We start from the raw sequence: 21,189 nt of genomic DNA, 5'->3' as shown, positions 1-21,189 counted from the left end.
TTATTGGATGATCAACTTTTCTGTGTAGGAGCGATAACCGGTACGGATCACGAGGTAATAAAGCCCGGAAGCGTAACTACTGAGAGGCAACGTATAGGTCAATCGCCCCGACAGCATTTGGGCGGTTTTTGAAAACACCACCTGCCCCGCATTGTTAACCAGCATGAACACCACGCGCCCATCCTGTAACAAATCGAACTCAAGATTAACCTGATCTGACGCGGGATTCGGGTAAACAATCAAATCGGAAACAAACGGAGATTCAGGCGGTTTTACAGGGCCCGCCACTTCCGGTTGCTGAAATCCCTGTGTAAGTAACAGGTGACCGACGCTCAGTGTGGTAACAAGTGGCTCACCGATGGTATATTGAAAGATCGTGTAGCCACCCGTGGCACTATGGCCCGTATTCGCGACTACCTGACGGGCAAGCTCTTGCGAACGTACGGAGATAACTGTACAGCACAAAAAGCCGCAAACGAGGTAAACGATTTTCATAGCAGTCTATTTTTAGACCAATGTCGAAAACGTGGAATGGAACGGCAATACACCAAAATGGGTATTTTCGCGAGGAGCTGCCGCCTCGTGGTTCAAATTGACCAGAACTTGCCGAACAAATTCTTGCGACCTGGCTTCAACGGCGGTGCTTTGAGAAATCGTTCTAATTTAACAAATAGGTTCCTGCTAAACCCTGGCAGCTGTAAACAAAATAGGATACAGGCCCTACCGGACTTGATTGAGTTCCGAACCCCTGAATTTGGGTTCTAACGCCGCCACAGGCACTATCAGAAAATATAAATCAGATAGATAATGGCTAATATGATCACGGCAATGATTACCGCCACCCAAATGGTGTTGCTTGCCGGCCGATCGTTCGGTTCTTTTATGGCCTCAGGCGAAGGTGCGGGATCTTCCTGATGAGCCGCATAGTTATTCTCAGCCTGAAGGTTGCCTGCTCCGTCTGTTCGATGACTATTCGTTTCCATAGCACAAAGTCGTTGGTTTCTTTGTATATCAACACGGAGAACCCCATTTTGTTTATCTTCAATTCGCATTCTCATTTCACGAATACAAATCTTTTCCTTATCATTGCACGGAAGATTATTCAGCCATGAGATTTATTGTTTCTACATCCATACTGTTAAAGCAATTGCAGGCCATCAGCGGCGCCTCAAGCAGTAGCACCGTGCTTCCTATCCTAGAAAATTTCCTGTTTGAAATCAAGGACAATATACTGACCATTTCAGCAACTGATCTACAGACCAGTATGGTCACTTCACTTCCCATTGAGGCCAAGGAAGAAGGCCGGGTAGCCATGCCTTCGAAGATCTTGATTGAGACACTTAAAACATTGCCCGATCAGCCGGTTGCATTTTCCGTGGATACGGCCACGCTGGCGGTGGAAATCAGTGCGGGAGATGGCAAGTATAAGCTCAGCGGCGAGAACGCGGATGATTTTCCGAAGATTCCGGTTGTAGACAACGCGTCATCGGTTACAATTCCCGCGTCGGTATTAGCCGAAGCCATCAATAAAACCATCTTTGCCGTAAGCAACGACGAACTGCGGCCGGCCATGTCTGGTGTATTGGTGCAGCTGGCCGAACAATCCACGACTTTTGTTGCAACGGATGCACATAAACTCGTCCGCTACCGCCGGAAAGATATCGGCACACAAAGGCCTACGTCGCTGATCTTACCCAAAAAAGCCCTATCGCTGCTAAAATCCTCCTTACCGTCTGAAGACGTCGTTGTTTCAGTGGAATATAACAGCACCAACGCCTTTTTCAAATTCGGTAGCATCCATCTGATTTGCCGATTGATTGACGAGCGGTATCCCGATTACGAAGCCGTAATCCCACAGGTCAACCCCAATCGCCTGACTCTTGACCGCCATACGTTTCTCAATTCGTTACGACGCGTGGTCATCTTCGCGAATAAAACAACCCATCAGGTCCGCCTTAAAATATCGGGGAGTGAGCTGAATATTTCAGCAGAAGACCTCGATTTTTCCAACGAAGCCCATGAACGGCTAAGCTGCCAGTTCGAAGGTGATGACATGGAAATCGGATTCAACGCCAAATTTTTGGTGGAAATGCTAACCAACCTGGATAGCGATGAAGTCGTGCTGGAAATGAGTACCCCTAATCGTGCCGGCCTGTTAGTCCCTGCTGTTTCGGAAGAGAACGAAGACATCCTCATGTTGGTGATGCCGGTAATGTTAAATAACATAGGTTAACGTATTGGATTTAATTTCATCCCTGATAGATTTTATCCTGCATATCGACCAGCATTTGGTCGAGATTGTCAACGATTACCAAACATGGACATACCTGATCCTGTTTCTGATTATTTTTATCGAGACCGGTGTCGTTGTCATGCCCTTTCTTCCGGGAGATTCGCTGCTTTTCGCCGCAGGGATGCTGGCGGCGCAACCCAACGAGCTGAATGTCGGGTTAATGATCGTCATCCTGTTAGTCGCCGCCATAACGGGCGATTCGCTGAACTATGCGATCGGCAAACGATTTGGCCTCCGGGTGACCAAATTCAAGCTCTTCGGCAGACAGATCGTAAAAGATGAACATATCGAAAAGACCCATGCTTTTTACGCAAAATATGGCAGTAAGACTATTGTAATCGCCCGCTTTGTCCCCATCGTCAGAACGCTAGCGCCTTTTGTCGGCGGTATAGGCAGGATGAATTACGGCACATTTCTTACGTATAACGTCGTGGGCGCCTTGCTCTGGGTCGTGGGCATTACGCTGGCTGGTTATTTTTTAGGAAATATCCCCATCGTGAGGGACAATTTCTCCAAAGTGGTGCTCTTGATTATCATTCTCTCCATCTTGCCGATTTTCATCGAAGTGGCGAGAGAAAAATTCAAGAAAACCGCGTAGTCGTTGCAAGTTTCCAAAAACATGATGCGATTTTCGATCCTTGCCGCTGCTTTTATCCTTATCACTGCTTTTTCACCACCAAGCCGACCTTCGGTAGACCGGCGTGAGGCCAGGTCCGCCTACATCCTTCTTAACCAGATCCGTCTGAACCCTGGGGCTTATCGGCGGAATCTTGGCCTTCCGCAGAGAGCTCCGGTAACCCGGCGCGCGCTCCGATGGAACGATACGCTCGCGCGAATTGCTGAAGCCCGTGCGTTGGACATGGCCAAACGCGATTACTTTGACCACACCGATCCGGACGGCCTTGGGCCTAATTACCACATCAATCGGGCCGGTTACTCGTTAAATCCGGACTGGCTGAAGCATAAAAATGCCAACAATTTTGAATCCATCGGAGCCAACCACCCCACTGCGGCGGCGGGTATTGAGGCAATGATTCGCGGTTCGGCAGCCACCCGATACGGTCACCGCAGGCATTTATTGGGACAAGACGAATGGAATGCCTCCCTACAGGACATCGGCATCGGTTTCGTGCGCGTTCCCTCCGGCAGCACCTACCAATCGTATTTATGCGTCATCATCGCCAAGCACGATTGGTAAGCATACGTCTGGTAGACGAACGAATAAAACTGCGTTTATGCCGACGGCGGGATCGATAAATTTGAACAAATTTATCTAAGTTTGCGCATGATTAAATCAATGACCGGCTATGGCATCGGCGCCAGGGATAACCAAAAGGTAAAATATACCGTCGAAATAAAATCCTTAAACTCCAAGTTTCTGGAATTAACCCTGCGTCTGCCCAAGGCGTTTTCAGACAAAGAACTGACGCTCCGCAGCGAATGCTCCCGGCTCATCGAGCGGGGCAAAGTAAACGTCACAGTTACCGTGGAATACGTCGATCAAACGTCTGCCGCCGCCACCATCAATACCGAATTGCTCAAAAACTACTTTCGGCAGCTGGAAGCCGTGGCCAACGAACTGAATACCGACCGGGGAAATCTCTTTGAGCTGGCCCTCAATATGCCCGAGGTCATCAGCCATAACGAAGAGGAGGCCGACGAAGAAGAGGCGACCCTGCTCTTGGGCGCTTTTCAGGAGGCGGTGACCGGACTCGATCGATTCCGGAAGGACGAGGGTGTCGTGCTTACTCAGGATCTGTCTACACGGACACAGGACATTCTCCGACTGCTCTCGGAAGTCGAGTCGGTTGAGACCGACCGCATACCGCTCATCCGCGACCGGATTAGCCAGTATATGGATGAAACGGTCGGAAAAGAAAATGTGGATATGAACCGGTTTGAACAGGAATTGATCTTCTATATTGACAAACTGGACATCACCGAGGAAAAGGTACGCCTGCGCAGTCACTGCAACTATTTCCTCCAAGCGCTGGATGCTGCAGACGCCAATGGTAAGAAGCTCGGCTTCATTTCACAGGAAATGGGCAGGGAAATCAACACCTTGGGTTCCAAAGCCAATCATGCCGGAATCCAACAGATTGTAGTGCGCATGAAAGAAGAGCTGGAAAAGATAAAGGAACAATTGCTAAATGTGCTGTAGCGTATGGAAGGAAAACTCATCATATTTTCGGCTCCTTCCGGTGCTGGAAAGACGACCATAGTCAGGCATCTGCTGTACAGACATTCCGACAAGATTTCGTTTTCGATCTCCGCCAGCACGCGCTTGCCGCGTGAAGGCGAAGTGGATAAAAAAGACTACTATTTTATCTCTAAAGAGGAGTTTCTTCACCGGATAGCTAAAAAAGAGTTCATTGAATTTGAGGAGGTCTATTCGGGAACGTTTTACGGCACGCTGCGTTCGGAAGTGGAACGCATATGGGCACTTGGTAAACACGTGATTTTCGATATCGATGTGGAGGGAGGCCTGCACCTCAAGCGTAAATTCGGGGACCGTGCGCTGGCTATATTTGTTCAACCCCCCTCGCTGGATGTCTTGGTGCAGCGTCTGCGCGGACGCGGAACCGATAGTGAGGAAAAGTTGGGCGAACGGATCGCCAAGGCGGAAAAAGAACTTGGCTACGCAGACCGCTTTGATGTGATTCTCAAAAATGATGACCTCAACTTGGCCTGTAGCGAAGCCGAGCAATTATTGCTTGCCTTCCTCGCTAGGGAATAATAGAAATTTGCTATGCGGAAAATAGGATTGTTTTTCGGATCGTTCAATCCGATACATACCGGGCATCTCATCATCGCCAATTACATGGCAAACTATACCGGCCTGGACGAAGTATGGCTGGTGGTATCACCCCACAATCCATTGAAGAAGAAAGACTCCCTGATCAATATGTACGATCGGCTGGAGATGGTGAACCTCGCCATCGAACGCGCCGAGAATATCCGGAGTAGCACCATTGAATTTTCGCTGCCCCAACCGTCCTACACGATTGATACCCTCGTGCATCTGCGGGAAAAACACCCAGCGACAGATTTCGTGCTCATCATGGGGTCGGACAATCTCCAATCGCTAAAAAAGTGGAAGAACTATGAAATCATCCTGCGTGACTACCACATCCAGGTTTATCCCAGGCCCGATTACCCCGCCGCATCAGAATGGGTTCAACACCCCTCCATTACCATTACCGATACGCCGTTGATGGAATTTTCGTCCACCTTCATCCGCAATGCGGTGAAAGGCGGTAAAAACATCCGGTATTTCGTGCCAGACAATGTGCTGGAGTTTATTGAAAGCAAAGGATTATATCGGGTTTGAACGACTCACTCGTTCGTGATTCACGGATTTACTTCACCGTTTACCTTCCCATCCAACCCCCATCCACGGTCAGAATCGTACCGTGTACGTAATGGGACGCATCGGAGGCTAAAAACACCGCTGGACCTTTGAAATCTTCCGGCTCGCCCCACCGCCCTGCGGGAATACGTTCCAGGATCGAACGGCTCCGGCCTGCGTCCGCACGCAGTGCTTCCGTATTGTCTGTCGAGATGTAACCCGGCGCGATGGCATTGACATTGACACCCTTGGAGGCCCACTCATTGGCAAACGCTTTCGTCAGCTGCCCCACAGCGCCCTTGGAGGCGGCGTAACCCGGCACATTGATTCCGCCCTGGAAGGTGAGCAACGAAGCCGTAAAAACAATTTTGCCGCCACCATTTGCCACCATGTCCTTTCCGATCTCGCGCGTGAGGATGAATTGGGAATTTTGGTTGATCTCGATCACCGCATCCCAGTAATCGTCGGGATGCTCGGCGGCGGGCTTACGCAGGATCGTCCCTGCATTATTAAACAGGATATCGATACGTGGATGTTCTGCACGGACTTGCTCAATAAACGCATACAGCGCCTTCCGGTCTCCGAAATCAGCCTGATAGGCATAAAATTTACGTCCGTACTGTTCGACCGATGCGGCAACCGCGCTGCCCTCGATTTCCAACGATGCGGACACGCCAATGATGTTGGCACCTGCCTCGGCCAAGGCCTCCGCGATTGCCTTTCCAATTCCCCTTTTACAACCGGTTACCAATGCGGTTTTGCCCGTTAAATCGAATAATTGTGATATTGCCATTATTGTTTATTAGTTAATTTTCACGATTAGCGGCGACGCTAACCGCTTTCTAAATGCCCGCAGGTATGCAAACCATGCTTCTGCGGATGTGTAATTCCCAGCTTTGTTCCATGCGCCGCCGACATAATAGGTCAGGGACGTGTCTTTTGTTGCCTCGGCAAAAGCCAGAAATTGGTTGGACAGCTCGCCGAATCCAGAAAAACCACCCTTTTCCAGAATGACTCCAACCCCCGTTATACCGTGATGACCGATTTCAGGCTCCCAATAGCCAAAAATTCCTTCCTTCTCTTCCTGTAGGAGTTCTCCGGGTTGCTTTCTGCGCGCCACACCAATGGCTACCGGTAATTTTCCATCTCCGTCTATCGAATACGTCACATCCACCCGGTTCAGCTGCGACCCGGCATCCAAGGTAAACTGCTTCGTGACCGACACGGTTTTCGTTCCTACCTGCCACGGTTCATACGTGAGTTTGAAGCTTGTCCGTAGCGGACCGTTGTCTACTATTTCATAGTGTCGATAGTGCTTTGAGAAAACAACGGTATCGTCCGCAAACGGAGCAATGTCACCCGCACCCAGTGTCATTCCAACCCAATAGTAATCCATCCCTTCTCCGTGGTCCGTATGGTAATCGCCTTGGGCGTACCACTTATCGACGACCAGATCGGTTGTCCTTTTTGACCAGATATCAAGCCCCTGTGCGTCGTCTGGCCGTCCTTCGAGTGCTTTACCGTACATCCGGAAAGCCACCACATCATTCTCCCAGGCAAAGTCGTCGTACCGTTCCGGTACATAGCGCGCATACGCACGTGCGGCGACCGGAGCCGGAGCAGACTGCTCCACAGCCAGCGTTATGCTTCCCGAGGCGGGGACGGTTACCGCTAGAAGGACCTGTTGCGTTTCAGCCATTCCCTGGGTTTCTAACTGATAGGGTATTTCATTGCCGCTTGCAACGTCCACGATTCTAACCATGGTGTCACGACCAAAAGATGCTAGCCATTCGGCATGCCGAATGGCTACCAGTTCCTGCCGCTCCTGGTCGGTCGGATTGCTGATCACGATCTGATGATCACGTTGGTTAAATCCACAGGATGCAAACAGGATACAGGCCAAAAGTAGATAGCCAAGATTCGTCGTCCGGTCCATAGTTTATTTCAACTCGTTGATTGCACGTCTGTCCATATCGTCATAGTCGAGGTTCTCACCCGCCATCCCCCAGATGAAGGTATAGTTGCTGGTACCCGCACCGGCATGAATGGACCAGGGCGGAGAAATCACCGCCTGTTCATTTTGCATCCAGATGTGCCGTGTTTCCTCCGGTTGTCCCATGTAGTGACTTACGGCTTGACCTTCGGGTACTTCGAAGTAAAAATAAACTTCCATACGACGGTCGTGCGTATGAGCGGGCATCGTATTCCATACACTGCCGGTTTTCAGCTCAGTCATTCCCATCTGCAATTGGCAAGTCTCGATCACACTGTTGACCAACAGCTTATTGATCGTCCGGTGGTTGGCTGTCTCCAGACTACCCAATTCTACGACATCCGCTTCGGCTTTGGTCACCTTCTGCGTTGGATAGGCATGGTGTGCCGGAGCCGAATTCAGGTAGAATTTAGCCGGGTTTTGGGCATCGTCACTGGAAAACACGACCTTCTCGTGACCCTTACCCACATACAGCGCCTCCTTAAACCCCAGATCATACACCTGGCCATCGACCGCAACCTTTCCTGCCCCACCTACGTTGATCATACCCAACTCGCGCCGCTCCAGAAAGTAGGTGGCTTTCAGTTCGTCGATCGTTTCAAGTGAAAGCGGTTTGTTTACGGGCTTCGCTCCGCCGGCAATATAACGGTCAAAATGGCTGTATACCAATTGAATGGAATCGTCTACAAAAACGTTCTCAATCAAAAAATTCGCCCGCAATGCGGCTGTATCCAGCGCTTTGGTTTCGTTGGGTCCTATCGCATAGCGCGATTCATAATTTACGCTCATTGTTCTGCTTTTTCGTATTTGTAATTGGAATTGGCGCTAAATTAAGGACATTATTCCAGCAATGCAAACGTTTACGCTTTGTGTCAAAAGGTTTTTTGGACGGCAATACTTATCTTTGTCTCGTAGCCATGCTAGAAAAAACTCCCCAAGAGCAATTTGCCGCAAATGCAAGCGCTATTTTAGCGCTGGATGACCAAGTGATCGGTTTGGCCGTAGGCGGATCCTGGTTAACGAATGATTTGGATGAATTCTCCGATCTGGACCTGGTGTTGGTGACGGAAACCCGAATTGCGGGCGATACAGACCTCATGATGGCCTATGCGGCCCGCTTAGGTAAGTTTTTATCCGGCTTTACCGGTGAACATGTGGGCGAGCCCCGGTTGTTAATCTGTCTCTATGACGAGCCTCTTCTGCACGTAGACATCAAATTTTTGACGCTGGAGGAGTTTTACAACCGCGTAGAGACTCCAACCCTCCTGCTCGACAAAGGTAAGCGGCTTTCAGCCGCTTTGGCCAATTCCGTTGCCCAATTCCCTTATCCCGACTTCCAGTGGATCGAAGACCGTTTTTGGACGTGGATACATTACGCCTTGCTAAAAATTGGGCGGGGTGAATACTTGGAAGCCTGCGACTTTTTAGGCTTCCTGAGAATGGTGGTGCTCGGCCCACTGCTGCATATGAAGAACGGCTCCCTGCCCCGCGGCGTCCGAAAAGTGGAAACCACGTTAGATCCAACGGATCTGAATCTGCTGAAGCAAACCATCGCAAGTTACGACCGGCAACAGTTGTTGAAGAGCTTAAGGCGTTCCGTAGCTCTATACAACCAGTTGAGAATTGCCCTTTATGGGCCGGCGGTCAAATTACAGGAAAGCACCGAACAAAAAGTGATGAGCTACTTTGATTTCATTGAGAAGAGGTCGTGACACGCCTTCTTTCTTTCCGAGCTATCCGGTTGACGCTTCCGATAGGATGTTATAGATCAAACTTGATTCCCTGCGCCAACGGCAGGCTATTCGAATAATTAATCGTGTTGGTCTGCCTGCGCATGTAGGCTTTCCACGCATCCGATCCCGATTCGCGCCCACCGCCGGTTTCCTTCTCGCCGCCGAATGCACCGCCAATCTCTGCTCCGGAAGTACCGATATTTACGTTGGCAATGCCACAATCCGATCCCGCGGCCGAGAGAAACTGTTCTGCCTCTTGCAGGTTAAGCGTCATAATCGCCGAGGAAAGCCCTTGTGGTACGTTATTGTGAATATGCAATGCCTCATCCAACGTCCTGTATCTCAGGAGATACAGAATGGGCGCAAACGTCTCTGCCTGTACGATGGCCATATCAGGCGAAACTTCAGCTATGCATGGGCGCACGTAGCATCCGGATTCATACCCCGGCCCGCTCAATACCTCCCCCTCCACCGCAAACCACCCGCCTTGTTCTTTACATTGAACGATTGCCTCCTCGTAACTTCTTACTGCATCCCGGTCAATCAGCGGACCGACATGGTTGTGCTCATCCAACGGATTTCCAATGCGCAACTGTCGGTACGCCCTCACCAATCGCTCTTTAAACGATTCGTACACCGATTCGTGAATGATCAGCCTACGGGTAGTTGTGCAACGCTGCCCCGCCGTCCCTACGGCGCCGAAGACAGCTGCCGGCAAGGCTACATCCAAGTCAGCGTGTTGCGAAATGATCATCCCGTTGTTTCCGCCTAATTCCAGGATACTCCTCCCTAAGCGCGCTGCCACAGCTGCAGCCACCGCCTTTCCCATATGGGTGGAACCGGTTGCCGAAATCAAGGCAATCCGGGAATCCCCCGCAAGCCGTTCGCCGACGGATTTGCCTCCCTGTATCAGGCACGACACCCCTTCGGGAACGTTATTGCGAGCCAGCACATCGGCCACAATCAACTGACAGGCCATTGCCGTAATCGGTGTCTTTTCCGAAGGTTTCCACACACATACGTTGCCGCACACCCACGCGATCGCCGCATTCCAACTCCATACTGCCACCGGAAAATTAAAAGCAGAAATTATCCCCACGATTCCCAATGGATGCCACTGCTCGTACATCCGGTGAGCCGGACGCTCCGACTGCATCGTGAGGCCATACAGCTGCCTGCTTAACCCAACCGCAAAGTCGCAGATATCGATCATCTCCTGGACTTCCCCCAGGCCTTCCTGCAGGCTTTTCCCCATCTCATAAGAAACCAATGTGCCCAGGTCCTGTTTGCGTTGCCGAAGCGCCTCACCGAACTGGCGTACGATCTCGCCGCGCCGCGGCGCCGGAATATTCCGCCAGTGAGCAAAAGCAGCCGCGGCCTCATCCAAAATGCTGGAATAATCCTCAGGGGAGACCGCACCTACCGACGCGATCGGCTTGCCATCAACCGGAGAAAAACTGGCTTGAACATCTTCCTCAACTGCTCCGCCCCAAGCCCTGCCCGTACTCCATGCCGGATTCACGCCTTTGATCGATAACCGTTTCAGCACGGCAGAAATGTCCATCTTATCTTTCATTTTATGTTCGACGTTCGGGATCAGCAGCCCGCCATCTGCGGGTAACGGTCAGGGTTCTCTGCCCGCGACAGGTGACCGCAGACAGCCGTTCGCTTACCAAAGATATCATTTTTCGTTCTGTTTTCCGTATATTTGCACCGTATTGGCACAGATATAGTGGGAAATGAGCAAACATGGGATTTAAGCCGCTTGAACTTATCCGGATTATCTACAACGGTCTTATTTGTAATCTACTGGTTTTCTTTGGCTTTTGAGCAAACTTATCAAATTGTTGAAAACTTATGTTGACAATATCGTCTCATAAGCCCTATTTTGTTATCATTAAACGTAGCTGTGAGTGAGGGTGAAAGCCAAGTGTTAGTTCTTAAAATTAGGAGTATAGATGGAAGACGATTTCGAATATGGGCCTGCCGAAGATCCTAAGTTTTCGGTAGCACGTTACGAAGAAATGATTCGCAATAAGGATCAGTATTTTTTTGATACACAGGCTTTTGAAGGGATTATTGACTACTATATGGATAAAAATGATCCAATCAAAGCCTTACAGGTAGTTGAATATGCCGTAAGTCAGCACCCGTTTGCCGCCGTTTTTTACCTCAAACAGGCCCAATTATTTGCGATAACCAACCAATTTGCGCAAGCACTTGAGTCGTTGGATAAAGCAGAAACGTTGGAGCCTTCCGAAGGAGATATATACCTCATCAAAGGGGGTATTCTGGGCAATTTAGAGCGCTATAACGAGGCGTTCCGCAGTTTGGAAAAAGCGTTGGAGTTTGCGGAAAATCCGGACGACATTTATTTGCAGATCGCGTTGCTGCATCAAAATAGGGGTGACTACGAAAAGGCTATCCATTACCTAAAACGCTGTCTGGAACAAAACATGGAAAACCAGGATGCGCTCTACGAACTTGCATTCTGTTACGACGTGTTGGACCGGCAGGAAGAAAGCATCGGGTTCTATAAGCAGTATATCGATAACGATCCATACTCGTATGCGGGCTGGTACAACCTTGGAAACGCCTACCATAAATTAAACCGGTACGAGGAAGCCATTGACGCATATGATTATGCCATTTTGATCAAGGATAACTTCGCCTCGGCCTACTTTAACAAAGGGAATGCCTTGGTCAATCTCGATAAGTATAACGAGGCCATAGAAGTATATAAACAGACCTTTGAATACGAACCCCCGGGGGCAGAAACCTACTGCGCCATCGGCGAGTGCTATGAAAAACTGGAGCAGATGGACGAGGCGAGGTCCTATTATAAAAAGGCTGTCAAAATTGATGCAAATCTTGCCGATGCCTGGTTTGGAATCGGTGTAACGCTGGATTACGAAGAACGGTATTTTGAATCGCTGCATTTCTACAAAAAGGCGCTCGATATCGAATCGGATAATCCCGATTACTGGTTTGCGATCGCAGACGCTCGCTATAAACTGAAACAACTGGATGAAGCGGAGTTGGCCTATGAAAAGGTCGTCGAACTCAACCCCATTGATCTGGAAGCGTGGCTGGATTATTCATCCATTCTATACGAACGCAATAAATTGGATCGCGCGATTGAAACCATAGCCGAGGCAATCAAGAACAATCCAGACGGTGCGGAATTGTATTACCGGATGGTGGCCTACTTAATTGCTGCAGGAAGGTATAACGAAGCCCTCAATTACCTGGAACTGGGTCTTGCCACCAATCCCCAAAAACATGCGGTCCTATTTGAGTACTTGCCGCAATTGCAGGATAACAAGGCTATCGCAGAGGTAATTAAGAAATACATGCCTTAATCTCCGACGCCGCAATGGGTTTTTCAGAGTTTTTTCAGGATTTTTCCCCTCCTTTGTCCGCAGAAGATCCCGCTAATAACTTTGTATGTACATGAATTTTCAATTGAATAATATTCCCCAAAGAACGGAAAAACCAAGGGAAAACGGACTGACCATGGTTATGGACAAAGGTTTGAGCGTGCGCCAGGCAGCCGATTTCATGGAAATCGGCGCGGCGTATACCGATTTCGTCAAACTGGGTTGGACCACCGCACTTATCGTCCCGAAACTGGAAGAAAAGCTAGCCGTTTACCGGGAAGCGGGCGTACATCCATACTTTGGTGGCACGTTGTTCGAAGCCTTTATCGTACGCGATCAATTCGACGATTTTCTCCGGGTAATCGAAAAATACCGGCTTGAATACGCCGAAATCTCGGATGGTTCCATCGCCCTGCCACACGAAGAAAAATGTGAGTACATCGCCAACTTGTCAAAATATGTCACCGTTATTTCGGAAGTGGGATCCAAAGACAACACCAAGATCATGGCTCCGTATAAATGGATCTCGTTGATGAAAGCCGAATTGGAGGCAGGGTCATGGCGGCTGATCGCAGAGTCCAGGGAAAGTGGAAATGTCGGATTATACCGCGAATCCGGCGAAGTACGGCAGGGTCTGGTTGATGAGATCCTCAATGAGATACCCAACGAAAAAATCATCTGGGAAGCTCCGCTCAAATCCCAACAGGTGTATTTCATCCACCTACTGGGCACAAACGTCAATTTAGGCAACATCAATCCCGCAGAAATCATCGCGCTCGAGACCACCCGCATGGGATTGCGGGGCGACACGTTTCATTATTTTATTTGACGATGAACAAATTTGGATTGATCGGCTTCCCGCTGACACATTCATTCTCGAAGAAGTACTACGATGCCAAGATGGAAAGGGAACAGATTACCGGGGTGGACTACCAGCTCTATCCAATCCCCGATATCCCTGCTTTTCCGCTTCTACTGGCGGATGAGCCCCAACTGATGGGGGTCAACGTGACCATCCCGTATAAAGTAGCGGTAATGGGTTATCTGAACCACTTGTCGCCGGAAGCTTCCGCGATCGGTGCCGTTAACTGCATCCGCATCGAACGGCCGGATGGAGGAACACCGATCCTTACCGGATATAATACGGACGTATACGGTTTCGTTGAGTCCCTGAAGCCTTTGCTTCGGGCTGAACACCAACGGGCGTTGGTGCTGGGCAACGGCGGGGCGGCTAAAGCCGTCATCTACGCCCTGAGTCAATTGGGGATCCATCACACGGTGGTTTCCCGGTCGCCCGCGCCAGGACAGTTTTCCTATGATCAATTGGATGCGGCTACCATGGCCAGCCACCTGCTCATCGTCAACACCACGCCCCTGGGCACCTATCCGGCAATCAGTGGATGCCCGAATATTCCTTACGAGCACATCGAAAAAGGGCACCTGTTGTACGACCTCGTTTACAATCCCGAGGAAACCGAGTTTCTTCGCCGGGGAAAAGCCAACGGAGCGTCCATTAAAAACGGGCTCGAAATGCTGGAACTCCAGGCTGAGCGGAATTGGGAGATTTGGACCTCCAATCTATGATAGGAAGATCTCTCATACGCTTATACGCCGTGTCGATCTTCGTTTTGGTGACAGGGGGATGTGCGCCGGAATACTCACCCAAACCCCGGGGATATTTCCGCATTGAGTTTCCCGAAAAAACATACCAAACGTTCGCTCCGAGCTGCCCATTTACCGCCCGCATCCCTACCTATGCGACGGTCGAACCCGACCATTCCCCCGATGCTGAACCCTGCTGGATGGACATCCGTTTTCCGCAGTTCAACGCCCGGATCCACCTCAGTTACCTACCGGTTACCAGCCCGAGCAATTTTCATGAGCTGGTGGAAGATGCGCGGACATTTGCCTTCAACCATACCGTAAAGGCGACCGCGATCGACCAGCAACGTATCAACCGACCGGAAGCAAACGTCTACGGTTTGACGTATGAAATCAAGGGAAACACCGCCTCAAACATTCAGTTTTTTGTCACCGACAGCACCAAACGCTACCTGCGCGGAGCCCTGTATTTTTACGAAAAACCCCGCCTAGATTCCATCCAACCCGTGTTGGATTTCATAAAAGCCGATATCGATACGCTTATCCGGTCCATACAGTGGAAGTGATCGTTTATTTCAAGGTAAGCGACTTGAATTCTCGGGTCAGATCCTCGAGCGATCGTTCCACACCCATCCGTTCCAATGACGAGGCTCCAACAAACCCTTGGGCGTCTGTACGGTCCAGTATCTGCCGGACATCTGCTGGTCCCATGATGGGGCCACCGTGCGCCAGGAAAAAGATCGCCGGGTTGACCTCGCGACCAGCCTCAATGATTTCCTGGGTACGGTCGACAGCCTCATCCATGCTGCAAGTTGCCCCTGTCACACCAATGGATCCCCCGATGGTGGTACCGACGTGCGAGATGATCGCATCAGCCCCCGCATAGGCCATCTGACGCGCTTCCTCGGCCGTCGCTACGTAAACGATCGAAAACAAATCCATCTTTGTAGCCAGTTCCACCATCTCCACTTCCTTGTGGAAACCCATGCCGGTCTCTTCCAATACCCGTCTAAAATGACCGTCGATGATGCTATGTGTCGGGAAGTTGTTCACCCCCGAAAAGCCCATATCCTTCACTTTAAGCAAGTGATGCCACATCCTGCGCCGCGGGTCCGAACCATGCACGCCACAGATTACCGGGATTTCGTCGACAACCGGCAGTACCTCATATTCACCTATGTCCAAAGCCTCCGCATTGGCATCACCATAGGCCATCAATCCGGCTGTGGAACCGTGGCCCGCCATCCGGAAGCGTCCCGAATTGTAGATGATAATCAGATCCGCACCACCGCGCTCGATGAACTTTGCACTGATGCCCGTACCTGCGCCCGCTGCAATGATTGCCTTCCCCTCGTCGATGGTCCTTTGCATGCGTTCCCGTACTTCCTGCTTTGTATAGGGGTTACCCCTGCCTGTCCATTTGTTTGCCATAGTTAACTTCGTTCCTTAATCGTTTTTCTTTTTTCGTTACACGTTCTTTCTCGCCTTACCGTGGGTCGTGGATTTCGCCAGCAGGCCTACTAACGTTTCCACTGCAACGGATGCAAATTCCGGGTCGTTGATGTGCCATGGGGTTTCTACCACTTCCGTCCGACCGGCAAGACCGTCCCGCACCGAATCAAATAATGCCGCATTTATTTCCGGAGAATGGAAAACCCCGCCGGGGGCATCCAGCTGCGACAACCCGGCCAGCGGAAACAGCACAACGGCCGCGTCCTCGGGGGCCATGCTCACTTTATCGGCCAACTGGGCCCCAAGTATACGGTTTTCCTCCACATTTGTGCGCATCAATGTGACATCAGGCGACCAACTGTACAACTGTCTGGCACGGTAATGCCACGGGATGCTATCTAACGCCCAGAAGTTTACCATATCCAGGCATCCCGGAATAACAACCTGCGGAATACCTGCGGTAGCCGCAGCCCCTAGCCGATCCGGACCCGCGCTGCATACACCGCCACAAAGTTCATCTGCTAATTCCGTGGTCGTGACGTCCAGAACCCCATCGAAATACCCGCCCGCAATAAGTGACTCCATGGTACGCCCCCCTGTGCCGTTAGCATGGAACGGAATCACCTCGTAGCCCAAATCCCGGAGCATTTTGCCACAGGCATCCACGCAGGCGGTTGTGTTGCCGAACATGCTGATCGCGATGCGTCCCCTGGAGTCAAGCTCGATAGCCTCCGTTGCGCGCCAACGGACCATGCCCGTGATGGCAGAAGCGGCATATCCGATCGTGACGCTGCTGATACTATTCACTCCGGCAACATCCACAACCGAAGGTATGAGCACGATATCGGAACTTCCAACCTGCCGCGAAAGGTCGTGGGTAGCCAGCGTGCTCAAGCATACCTTAGGTATGCCGAAGGGAACGGTTTGCATCGCCTTGAGCACAATGTGAGTCCCACCTCCGCCGCCCATACCGATGACTCCTGCCACCATACCGGTATCTACCAATTCCTTTAGTAAAACGGCTGCTCCAAGTCCCATCTTCTCCACGGCAACACCCCGGTCGCCTCCTGATCTGAGCTCGGAGAGGGAACAATCCGCCGCTGCCGCAATAGGCTCGGCATCAAGGTCTACCGGGAAAAACGCGGTGGAACCCCGCACTCCGACATTGACCGAATAAACGCGGTGCCCCTCGTTTAGGAGGAGATCCCGAAGATACGCAAAGTCTTCACCTTTCGTATCAAAACAGCCAAGCATAACGATGGCCTTGTTAGTTACGAGGTTATTTTTCACATTCGAAATCCCATTGGGTTAATGTTGTTTGATTAGCGCTCATATCCACGTAAATTTACTATAAAATGTTAAATCTGCCTGTATAATCTGCAATAATCCGTGCGACCCGTGTCATCCGGGTTCCATTAAAAACCGTTACCTTTGCACGTATGATCCAAATTAAGTCTTTCGTTTGCAACCCCTATCAGGAAAATACGTACGTATTGTACGATGACGAAGGCGCAGCCGCAATCATCGATCCAGGCATGTATGGGCCGGACGAAGAAGAGGCGGTAAAGACGTTTATCGACAAGTTAGGGCTTAAACCGCAGTTGCTGCTCAACACGCATTGCCATGTGGATCATGTCCTCGGCAATCGGTATGTTTTCGAACAATACGGGTTGCTCCCCCAATTCCATGAGGGCGAATTGCCTTTGCTCATGGAGGTTCAAAATTATGCCCCGCAAATGGGAATACGGTACGACATATCGCCCATTGGCGAAACCTTCCTGCCCGACACGGGTACGGTACGGTTTGGCGACAATGAGTTGTCAATCATTTTTGCCCCGGGACACTCGCCCGCTCACCTGTGCTTTTACCACCAGGAACAACGCTTCCTGATCGGTGGCGATGTCCTTTTTAGGAATAGCATCGGACGCACCGACCTCCCGGGAGGTAATCATCAGCAGCTATTGACCAGCATCAAACAGAAACTTTACACATTGCCCGACGAGACGATGGTATATCCGGGCCACGGTCCGCAAACCACCATCGGATACGAAAAACAAACCAACCCATTCATCCGGGAATAGCTCATGAACATCGCACTGTACTTTGCCAAACGCTACCTGCTCTCCAGAAAGACCATAAACGCCGTAAATATTATTTCCGGCATCAGCGTGGTAGGTGTGTTGGTAAGCAGTGCTTCCCTCATTGTAATTCTCTCCTTTTACAACGGTCTGGAGAATCTGATTTTTTCGATGTATAGCGCTTTTACCCCCGAACTTCGCATTGAGCCCCGGGAGGGTAAAGGCTTTGTCGCAGATGCTGCATTCGTTGATCGCGTCGGGAAACTTTCAACCGTTAGGGCATACCATGAAGTGCTTCAGGAACGCGTGCTGCTTCGCTACGGCGATGCCCAGTATATCGCCACGCTCAAGGGCACGACTTTTGACCCTGCAATGTCGAATTCCATGGATACGCTATTACAGGAGGGTCGATCCACCCTCCGTCAGGACAACGAAGATTACGCGATCATGGGTGCACGTGTGCAAGGCACATTGGGAATTTCCCTACAGGATGAATCACGCCGCATCGAAGTGTTTTCGCCACGGAAAGGGGTCAAACCCGGAATCAATCCGGCCGAGGAGTTTATCATGCGAACCATCCGTCCGGGGGGTATATTGGCATATCAGCAGGAGTTTGATGATTTACTGATTGTACCTATGCCATTTGCCCGCGAAGTACTCGGCGAATTTACCCAGGTATCGGCCATCGAGATTCACCTCCAGCCCGGCGCTAACGTCTCGGCCACGCAACGGGAATTATCGCAACAATTGGGTAACGACTTCCTGGTCAAAGACCGTGAGCAACAAAACCCGACCTTGTATAAGATCGTACGTACCGAAAAATGGGCGGTGTTTATCATCATTGCGTTCACGGGCATTATTGCCATTTTCAACATCGTAGGGTCACTCACCATGCTGGTTATTGACAAAAAGAAAGACATCTCCGTATTGATGGGATTGGGTGCCGGTAACGACCTCATCCGTCGGATTTTCTTTTTCGAAGGATTGCTTATTTCATTGATAGGGTGCGTGGCAGGGCTGATATTGGGCTTTCTGTTCTGCCTTTCGCAGCAGGTCTTCGGCTGGATTCGATTTGGAAATGCCGAAAACTTGGTCACTGATATTTATCCCGTGGATATCCGGATGTTTGATTTTGTGTTGGTCTTCCTAACCGTATTCGTTATTTCTGCCTTGATTTCCCTGGTTTCATCGCGGCTTAGCGTACGACAGACGGTGCGTTTGTCTTAATACGAGTTTCGGCTACGGCTCTTATTCCCTTCGGTAATCTGCCGGATCAGGTTACCCCAAGCAAAGGGGCTCAGGAGGGGGTTAGCCATGCGTTGGTTGACCGCCTTATTGGTCAACCCGATGTGGTTCTGCATAGCGCTGAAATTTTGAATTTCCTCTGCGCTTCGCGGCGTTACGGCTGCCAGTGCCGCCAATGACTCTGGAGATAGGTTTTTCTTGGCTACCACGATGTCATCATCCGCTATTTCAAGCGACATAAATGCCATGTTGAACTCGTCGATACTTGCCCAAGGGTAAGGCGTAACCACGGGAAGCTCTTTGATCTCCGCCGTCATGTTGACCATCGCCGTATATTTGTCTTCCGCGACCCGGGGAATCACCACCCGCGTGGATCGGTAGCCAACGGAACTAAAAAGCACCGTATCGCCTTCGTGTGCCACGAAAGAAAAATATCCTTGATGATTGGCTGTAAATGTCTGGCGGTTGTAGGATAGGTTGGTTACCGTCACATACGGGACAATAACGTTGGTATCCGCGTTGTGAATGACCCCGCTAAACTGAACGAGTTTCCGCTGCTGAGCGGAAGCAGAGAACGCTAGCCCGATGGCTAGACAGACAACCAGTATGTTGCGAATCGTTTTCATTCTCGTTGACAGCAAAACTAACCATTCACACGTTTTTCTACGCGTTAAATAATGTTAAATAACCGGCGAGGGCATCGTCGCATTTGGATCGTCCATATCCGTGATATTGACGGCCTCAACTGCGGTAATCTCCGGAACCGCCTTTTTTATGGCTTGCTCCAACCCCGCCTTGAAGGTCATAATGCTCATCGCACATGAAGCACAGGATCCCAATAACTTTAATCTTACCACTTTTTCAGCGGTAATCTCGTCTATCCGCACATTTCCCCCGTCTGTTTCGAGATAAGGCCGGATGGAATCCAAAGCCTGTTCTACTCTTTCCCGTAATTCCATACCTTTTGAATATTCAAAGCTGTAAAGGTACGGATAATTTCTAATTGTCACAATCTTACAAAGTCACGGTTTAGCAAAGTTGCCGTTTGGCCAAGGCAGCTGCCACCTGTTAAACTGTGTTAAACCACTTGGTGATTTGCCCATTTACGCGTACTTTGGCCCGTAAAATTTTAATTGACAGGTATTTTAAATTCACTTATCTTTGCAGGATGTTTATAAACAGGCAAATAGTAGCAGGAGCTGCTTTGGTTATTTTTGTGGCGTTGGTTGCCGGATGTAAAAGCAAGTTTGAAAAGTTACGCGCCAGCAACAACATTGCCCAGAAATATCAGGAAGCCGTCAAATATTACAACAACAAAAAATACAGTAAAGCCCTCATATTATTCGATGACCTGATGACCAAATACCGGGGTCAGACCGAGGCGGAGGATCTGTATTACTATACCGCGTACACAAACTATTATTTGCGCGACTATACATCGGCACGGTTTCATTTCAAGCAATTTACAGACACCTATCCCAACAGCACCCGCGCAGAGGAATGCCGCTACATGGGGGCGTATTGCTATTTCCTTGAATCGCCCAAAACAGGGTTGGACCAAGAATATACGTATCGGGCGATCGAAGCACTGCAGCTATTCATTAACTTATATCCCAACAGCGAGCGCGCAGCGGAAGCGTCGGACCTGATCCAACAGCTGCGGGATAAGTTGGAAACCAAAGCCTTTAACAATGCGAAACTCTATTTGGATATGGGGCTTTCGGATGACTATCGGGCCGCGGTCATTGCTTTTGACAATGTACTCCGGGAATTCCCGGATACGAAATATGCCGAGGAAATGGAGTTTCTCAGTATCAAAGCCCAATACCTCTATGCGAATCAAAGTTCGGCCAGAAGGCAGGAAGAACGTTTCGAGGAGGCGCTGGATATGTACAATAATTTCATTTCTGCTTACCCCGAAAGCAGGTTTCGAAAGGAAGCTGATCAGTTGAAACGCGATGCGGAAAGCGGCATCGAGCAGGCAAAGAAATACACAACGCAGCTTGCAGCGGCTTCCGAAAATAAAGCGGAAAAAGCTGCAAACACAACCCAGAATTAACACAC

At 50.2% G+C, this 21,189-nt stretch carries 24 protein-coding genes; 14 read left to right on the top strand and 10 right to left on the bottom strand.

The features are described from left to right. Window positions 1-495, bottom strand: coding sequence for a T9SS type A sorting domain-containing protein (locus ACFQRK_RS15975; RefSeq protein WP_379008512.1), 495 nt, complete (start codon window positions 493-495; stop codon window positions 1-3). A 287-nt stretch (window positions 496-782) separates the two neighbouring features. Further along, window positions 783-983 (bottom strand): hypothetical protein, encoded by a 201-nt coding sequence (locus ACFQRK_RS15970; RefSeq protein WP_379008510.1) that lies wholly within the window; start codon window positions 981-983, stop codon window positions 783-785. 125 nt (window positions 984-1,108) lie between these two features. Between ACFQRK_RS15970 and dnaN the strand changes: the two genes are divergently transcribed. From dnaN to nadD, 6 genes are all read left to right on the top strand, one after another. Continuing rightward, the gene (dnaN, locus tag ACFQRK_RS15965) at window positions 1,109-2,233 is read left to right on the top strand and encodes a DNA polymerase III subunit beta (RefSeq protein WP_379008507.1); all 1,125 of its coding nucleotides are present in this window, start codon (window positions 1,109-1,111) and stop codon (window positions 2,231-2,233) included. 4 nt (window positions 2,234-2,237) lie between these two features. Then, window positions 2,238-2,891: a DedA family protein gene (locus ACFQRK_RS15960; RefSeq protein ID WP_379008504.1), complete on the top strand. Its 654-nt coding sequence runs from the start codon at window positions 2,238-2,240 to the stop codon at window positions 2,889-2,891. A gap of 21 nt (window positions 2,892-2,912) precedes the next feature. Continuing rightward, window positions 2,913-3,491: a CAP domain-containing protein gene (locus tag ACFQRK_RS15955; protein WP_379008501.1), complete on the top strand. Its 579-nt coding sequence runs from the start codon at window positions 2,913-2,915 to the stop codon at window positions 3,489-3,491. An 87-nt stretch (window positions 3,492-3,578) separates the two neighbouring features. Further along, window positions 3,579-4,454 (top strand): YicC/YloC family endoribonuclease, encoded by an 876-nt coding sequence (locus ACFQRK_RS15950; protein WP_379008499.1) that lies wholly within the window; start codon window positions 3,579-3,581, stop codon window positions 4,452-4,454. A 3-nt stretch (window positions 4,455-4,457) separates the two neighbouring features. After that, window positions 4,458-5,030 (top strand): guanylate kinase, encoded by a 573-nt coding sequence (gene gmk / locus ACFQRK_RS15945; protein ID WP_379008496.1) that lies wholly within the window; start codon window positions 4,458-4,460, stop codon window positions 5,028-5,030. 12 nt (window positions 5,031-5,042) lie between these two features. Continuing rightward, entirely contained in the window at window positions 5,043-5,624 is a 582-nt protein-coding gene (nadD, locus tag ACFQRK_RS15940) for a nicotinate (nicotinamide) nucleotide adenylyltransferase (protein WP_379008493.1), read from the top strand. A 40-nt stretch (window positions 5,625-5,664) separates the two neighbouring features. Here the strand turns inward: nadD and ACFQRK_RS15935 are convergent, their stop codons facing one another. Genes ACFQRK_RS15935 through kduI form a run of 3 tightly spaced genes read right to left on the bottom strand, consistent with a single transcriptional unit; the run spans window position 5,665 to window position 8,424 of the window. Further along, entirely contained in the window at window positions 5,665-6,435 is a 771-nt protein-coding gene (locus ACFQRK_RS15935) for an SDR family oxidoreductase (protein ID WP_379008491.1), read from the bottom strand. Window positions 6,436-6,444: 9 nt separating this feature from the next. Then, window positions 6,445-7,578, bottom strand: a complete 1,134-nt coding sequence (locus tag ACFQRK_RS15930; protein ID WP_379008488.1) for a DUF4861 family protein — start codon at window positions 7,576-7,578, stop codon at window positions 6,445-6,447. A gap of 3 nt (window positions 7,579-7,581) precedes the next feature. Beyond that, the gene (gene kduI / locus ACFQRK_RS15925) at window positions 7,582-8,424 is read right to left on the bottom strand and encodes a 5-dehydro-4-deoxy-D-glucuronate isomerase (protein ID WP_379008486.1); all 843 of its coding nucleotides are present in this window, start codon (window positions 8,422-8,424) and stop codon (window positions 7,582-7,584) included. Between the two features lie 128 nt (window positions 8,425-8,552). On the opposite strand from kduI, the gene ACFQRK_RS15920 reads away from it, so the two are divergent. Then, entirely contained in the window at window positions 8,553-9,347 is a 795-nt protein-coding gene (locus tag ACFQRK_RS15920; RefSeq protein WP_379008483.1) for a hypothetical protein, read from the top strand. A gap of 49 nt (window positions 9,348-9,396) precedes the next feature. On the opposite strand, the gene ACFQRK_RS15915 is transcribed toward ACFQRK_RS15920, so the two are convergent. Next, complete coding sequence (locus ACFQRK_RS15915; protein ID WP_379008481.1) at window positions 9,397-10,944, bottom strand: aldehyde dehydrogenase family protein; 1,548 nt, start codon at window positions 10,942-10,944, stop codon at window positions 9,397-9,399. 382 nt (window positions 10,945-11,326) lie between these two features. Here ACFQRK_RS15915 and ACFQRK_RS15910 point away from each other — a divergent pair, with 382 nt between their 5' ends. From ACFQRK_RS15910 to gldD, 4 genes are all read left to right on the top strand, one after another. After that, a complete protein-coding gene (locus ACFQRK_RS15910; protein WP_379008478.1) occupies window positions 11,327-12,730 on the top strand; it encodes a tetratricopeptide repeat protein in 1,404 nt (467 codons plus the stop codon). A 91-nt stretch (window positions 12,731-12,821) separates the two neighbouring features. Next, a complete protein-coding gene (locus ACFQRK_RS15905) occupies window positions 12,822-13,577 on the top strand; it encodes a phosphosulfolactate synthase (RefSeq protein ID WP_379008475.1) in 756 nt (251 codons plus the stop codon). A 2-nt stretch (window positions 13,578-13,579) separates the two neighbouring features. Next, entirely contained in the window at window positions 13,580-14,332 is a 753-nt protein-coding gene (locus ACFQRK_RS15900; protein ID WP_379008472.1) for a shikimate dehydrogenase family protein, read from the top strand. Next, the gene (gene gldD, locus ACFQRK_RS15895) at window positions 14,329-14,916 is read left to right on the top strand and encodes a gliding motility lipoprotein GldD (protein WP_379008470.1); all 588 of its coding nucleotides are present in this window, start codon (window positions 14,329-14,331) and stop codon (window positions 14,914-14,916) included. Before ACFQRK_RS15900 ends, gldD begins: the two co-directional genes overlap by 4 nt. Window positions 14,917-14,920: 4 nt before the next feature. On the opposite strand, the gene ACFQRK_RS15890 is transcribed toward gldD, so the two are convergent. Together ACFQRK_RS15890 and ACFQRK_RS15885 are read right to left on the bottom strand one after the other, a co-directional pair. Continuing rightward, window positions 14,921-15,781 (bottom strand): phosphoenolpyruvate hydrolase family protein, encoded by an 861-nt coding sequence (locus ACFQRK_RS15890; RefSeq protein WP_379008469.1) that lies wholly within the window; start codon window positions 15,779-15,781, stop codon window positions 14,921-14,923. Window positions 15,782-15,817: 36 nt separating this feature from the next. Then, entirely contained in the window at window positions 15,818-17,092 is a 1,275-nt protein-coding gene (locus ACFQRK_RS15885; protein WP_379008468.1) for a Tm-1-like ATP-binding domain-containing protein, read from the bottom strand. Between the two features lie 149 nt (window positions 17,093-17,241). On the opposite strand from ACFQRK_RS15885, the gene ACFQRK_RS15880 reads away from it, so the two are divergent. Then, window positions 17,242-17,883, top strand: a complete 642-nt coding sequence (locus tag ACFQRK_RS15880) for an MBL fold metallo-hydrolase (RefSeq protein WP_379008467.1) — start codon at window positions 17,242-17,244, stop codon at window positions 17,881-17,883. Window positions 17,884-17,886: 3 nt separating this feature from the next. Next, window positions 17,887-19,107: an FtsX-like permease family protein gene (locus ACFQRK_RS15875; protein ID WP_379008465.1), complete on the top strand. Its 1,221-nt coding sequence runs from the start codon at window positions 17,887-17,889 to the stop codon at window positions 19,105-19,107. Here the strand turns inward: ACFQRK_RS15875 and ACFQRK_RS15870 are convergent. Both ACFQRK_RS15870 and ACFQRK_RS15865 read right to left on the bottom strand, forming a co-directional pair. Further along, window positions 19,104-19,751 carry a hypothetical protein gene (locus tag ACFQRK_RS15870; protein ID WP_379008462.1) on the bottom strand — a complete coding sequence of 216 codons (648 nt, stop codon included), beginning with the start codon at window positions 19,749-19,751 and terminating at the stop codon, window positions 19,104-19,106. The genes ACFQRK_RS15875 and ACFQRK_RS15870 overlap by 4 nt on opposite strands. Before the next feature lie 54 nt (window positions 19,752-19,805). Continuing rightward, window positions 19,806-20,084 carry a NifU family protein gene (locus ACFQRK_RS15865; RefSeq protein ID WP_379008460.1) on the bottom strand — a complete coding sequence of 93 codons (279 nt, stop codon included), beginning with the start codon at window positions 20,082-20,084 and terminating at the stop codon, window positions 19,806-19,808. Window positions 20,085-20,293: 209 nt separating this feature from the next. On the opposite strand from ACFQRK_RS15865, the gene ACFQRK_RS15860 reads away from it, so the two are divergent. After that, complete coding sequence (locus ACFQRK_RS15860; protein ID WP_379008459.1) at window positions 20,294-21,184, top strand: outer membrane protein assembly factor BamD; 891 nt, start codon at window positions 20,294-20,296, stop codon at window positions 21,182-21,184. Window positions 21,185-21,189 lie beyond the last annotated feature (5 nt).

It is taken from the genome of Parapedobacter sp. GCM10030251, assembly GCF_042666505.1.
Classification (GTDB): Bacteria; Bacteroidota; Bacteroidia; order Sphingobacteriales; family Sphingobacteriaceae; genus Parapedobacter.
The sequence above is the reverse complement of the archived record's forward strand: the minus strand, read 5'-3'. Positions and strand labels throughout refer to the sequence as shown.

Bases quoted from the DNA above. Each gene is read 5' to 3' on its own strand.
- ACFQRK_RS15975 (WP_379008512.1), bottom strand. From the start codon at position 495: ATGAAAATCGTTTACCTCGTTTGCGGCTTTTTGTGCTGTACAGTTATC.
- ACFQRK_RS15970 (WP_379008510.1), bottom strand. From the start codon at position 983: ATGGAAACGAATAGTCATCGAACAGACGGAGCAGGCAACCTTCAGGCT.
- dnaN (WP_379008507.1), top strand. From the start codon at position 1,109: ATGAGATTTATTGTTTCTACATCCATACTGTTAAAGCAATTGCAGGCC.
- ACFQRK_RS15955 (WP_379008501.1), top strand. From the start codon at position 2,913: ATGATGCGATTTTCGATCCTTGCCGCTGCTTTTATCCTTATCACTGCT.
- ACFQRK_RS15950 (WP_379008499.1), top strand. From the start codon at position 3,579: ATGATTAAATCAATGACCGGCTATGGCATCGGCGCCAGGGATAACCAA.
- gmk (WP_379008496.1), top strand. From the start codon at position 4,458: ATGGAAGGAAAACTCATCATATTTTCGGCTCCTTCCGGTGCTGGAAAG.
- nadD (WP_379008493.1), top strand. From the start codon at position 5,043: ATGCGGAAAATAGGATTGTTTTTCGGATCGTTCAATCCGATACATACC.
- ACFQRK_RS15935 (WP_379008491.1), bottom strand. From the start codon at position 6,435: ATGGCAATATCACAATTATTCGATTTAACGGGCAAAACCGCATTGGTA.
- ACFQRK_RS15930 (WP_379008488.1), bottom strand. From the start codon at position 7,578: ATGGACCGGACGACGAATCTTGGCTATCTACTTTTGGCCTGTATCCTG.
- kduI (WP_379008486.1), bottom strand. From the start codon at position 8,424: ATGAGCGTAAATTATGAATCGCGCTATGCGATAGGACCCAACGAAACC.
- ACFQRK_RS15920 (WP_379008483.1), top strand. From the start codon at position 8,553: ATGCTAGAAAAAACTCCCCAAGAGCAATTTGCCGCAAATGCAAGCGCT.
- ACFQRK_RS15915 (WP_379008481.1), bottom strand. From the start codon at position 10,944: ATGAAAGATAAGATGGACATTTCTGCCGTGCTGAAACGGTTATCGATC.
- ACFQRK_RS15910 (WP_379008478.1), top strand. From the start codon at position 11,327: ATGGAAGACGATTTCGAATATGGGCCTGCCGAAGATCCTAAGTTTTCG.
- ACFQRK_RS15905 (WP_379008475.1), top strand. From the start codon at position 12,822: ATGAATTTTCAATTGAATAATATTCCCCAAAGAACGGAAAAACCAAGG.
- ACFQRK_RS15900 (WP_379008472.1), top strand. From the start codon at position 13,580: ATGAACAAATTTGGATTGATCGGCTTCCCGCTGACACATTCATTCTCG.
- gldD (WP_379008470.1), top strand. From the start codon at position 14,329: ATGATAGGAAGATCTCTCATACGCTTATACGCCGTGTCGATCTTCGTT.
- ACFQRK_RS15890 (WP_379008469.1), bottom strand. From the start codon at position 15,781: ATGGCAAACAAATGGACAGGCAGGGGTAACCCCTATACAAAGCAGGAA.
- ACFQRK_RS15880 (WP_379008467.1), top strand. From the start codon at position 17,242: ATGATCCAAATTAAGTCTTTCGTTTGCAACCCCTATCAGGAAAATACG.
- ACFQRK_RS15875 (WP_379008465.1), top strand. From the start codon at position 17,887: ATGAACATCGCACTGTACTTTGCCAAACGCTACCTGCTCTCCAGAAAG.
- ACFQRK_RS15870 (WP_379008462.1), bottom strand. From the start codon at position 19,751: ATGAAAACGATTCGCAACATACTGGTTGTCTGTCTAGCCATCGGGCTA.
- ACFQRK_RS15865 (WP_379008460.1), bottom strand. From the start codon at position 20,084: ATGGAATTACGGGAAAGAGTAGAACAGGCTTTGGATTCCATCCGGCCT.
- ACFQRK_RS15860 (WP_379008459.1), top strand. From the start codon at position 20,294: ATGTTTATAAACAGGCAAATAGTAGCAGGAGCTGCTTTGGTTATTTTT.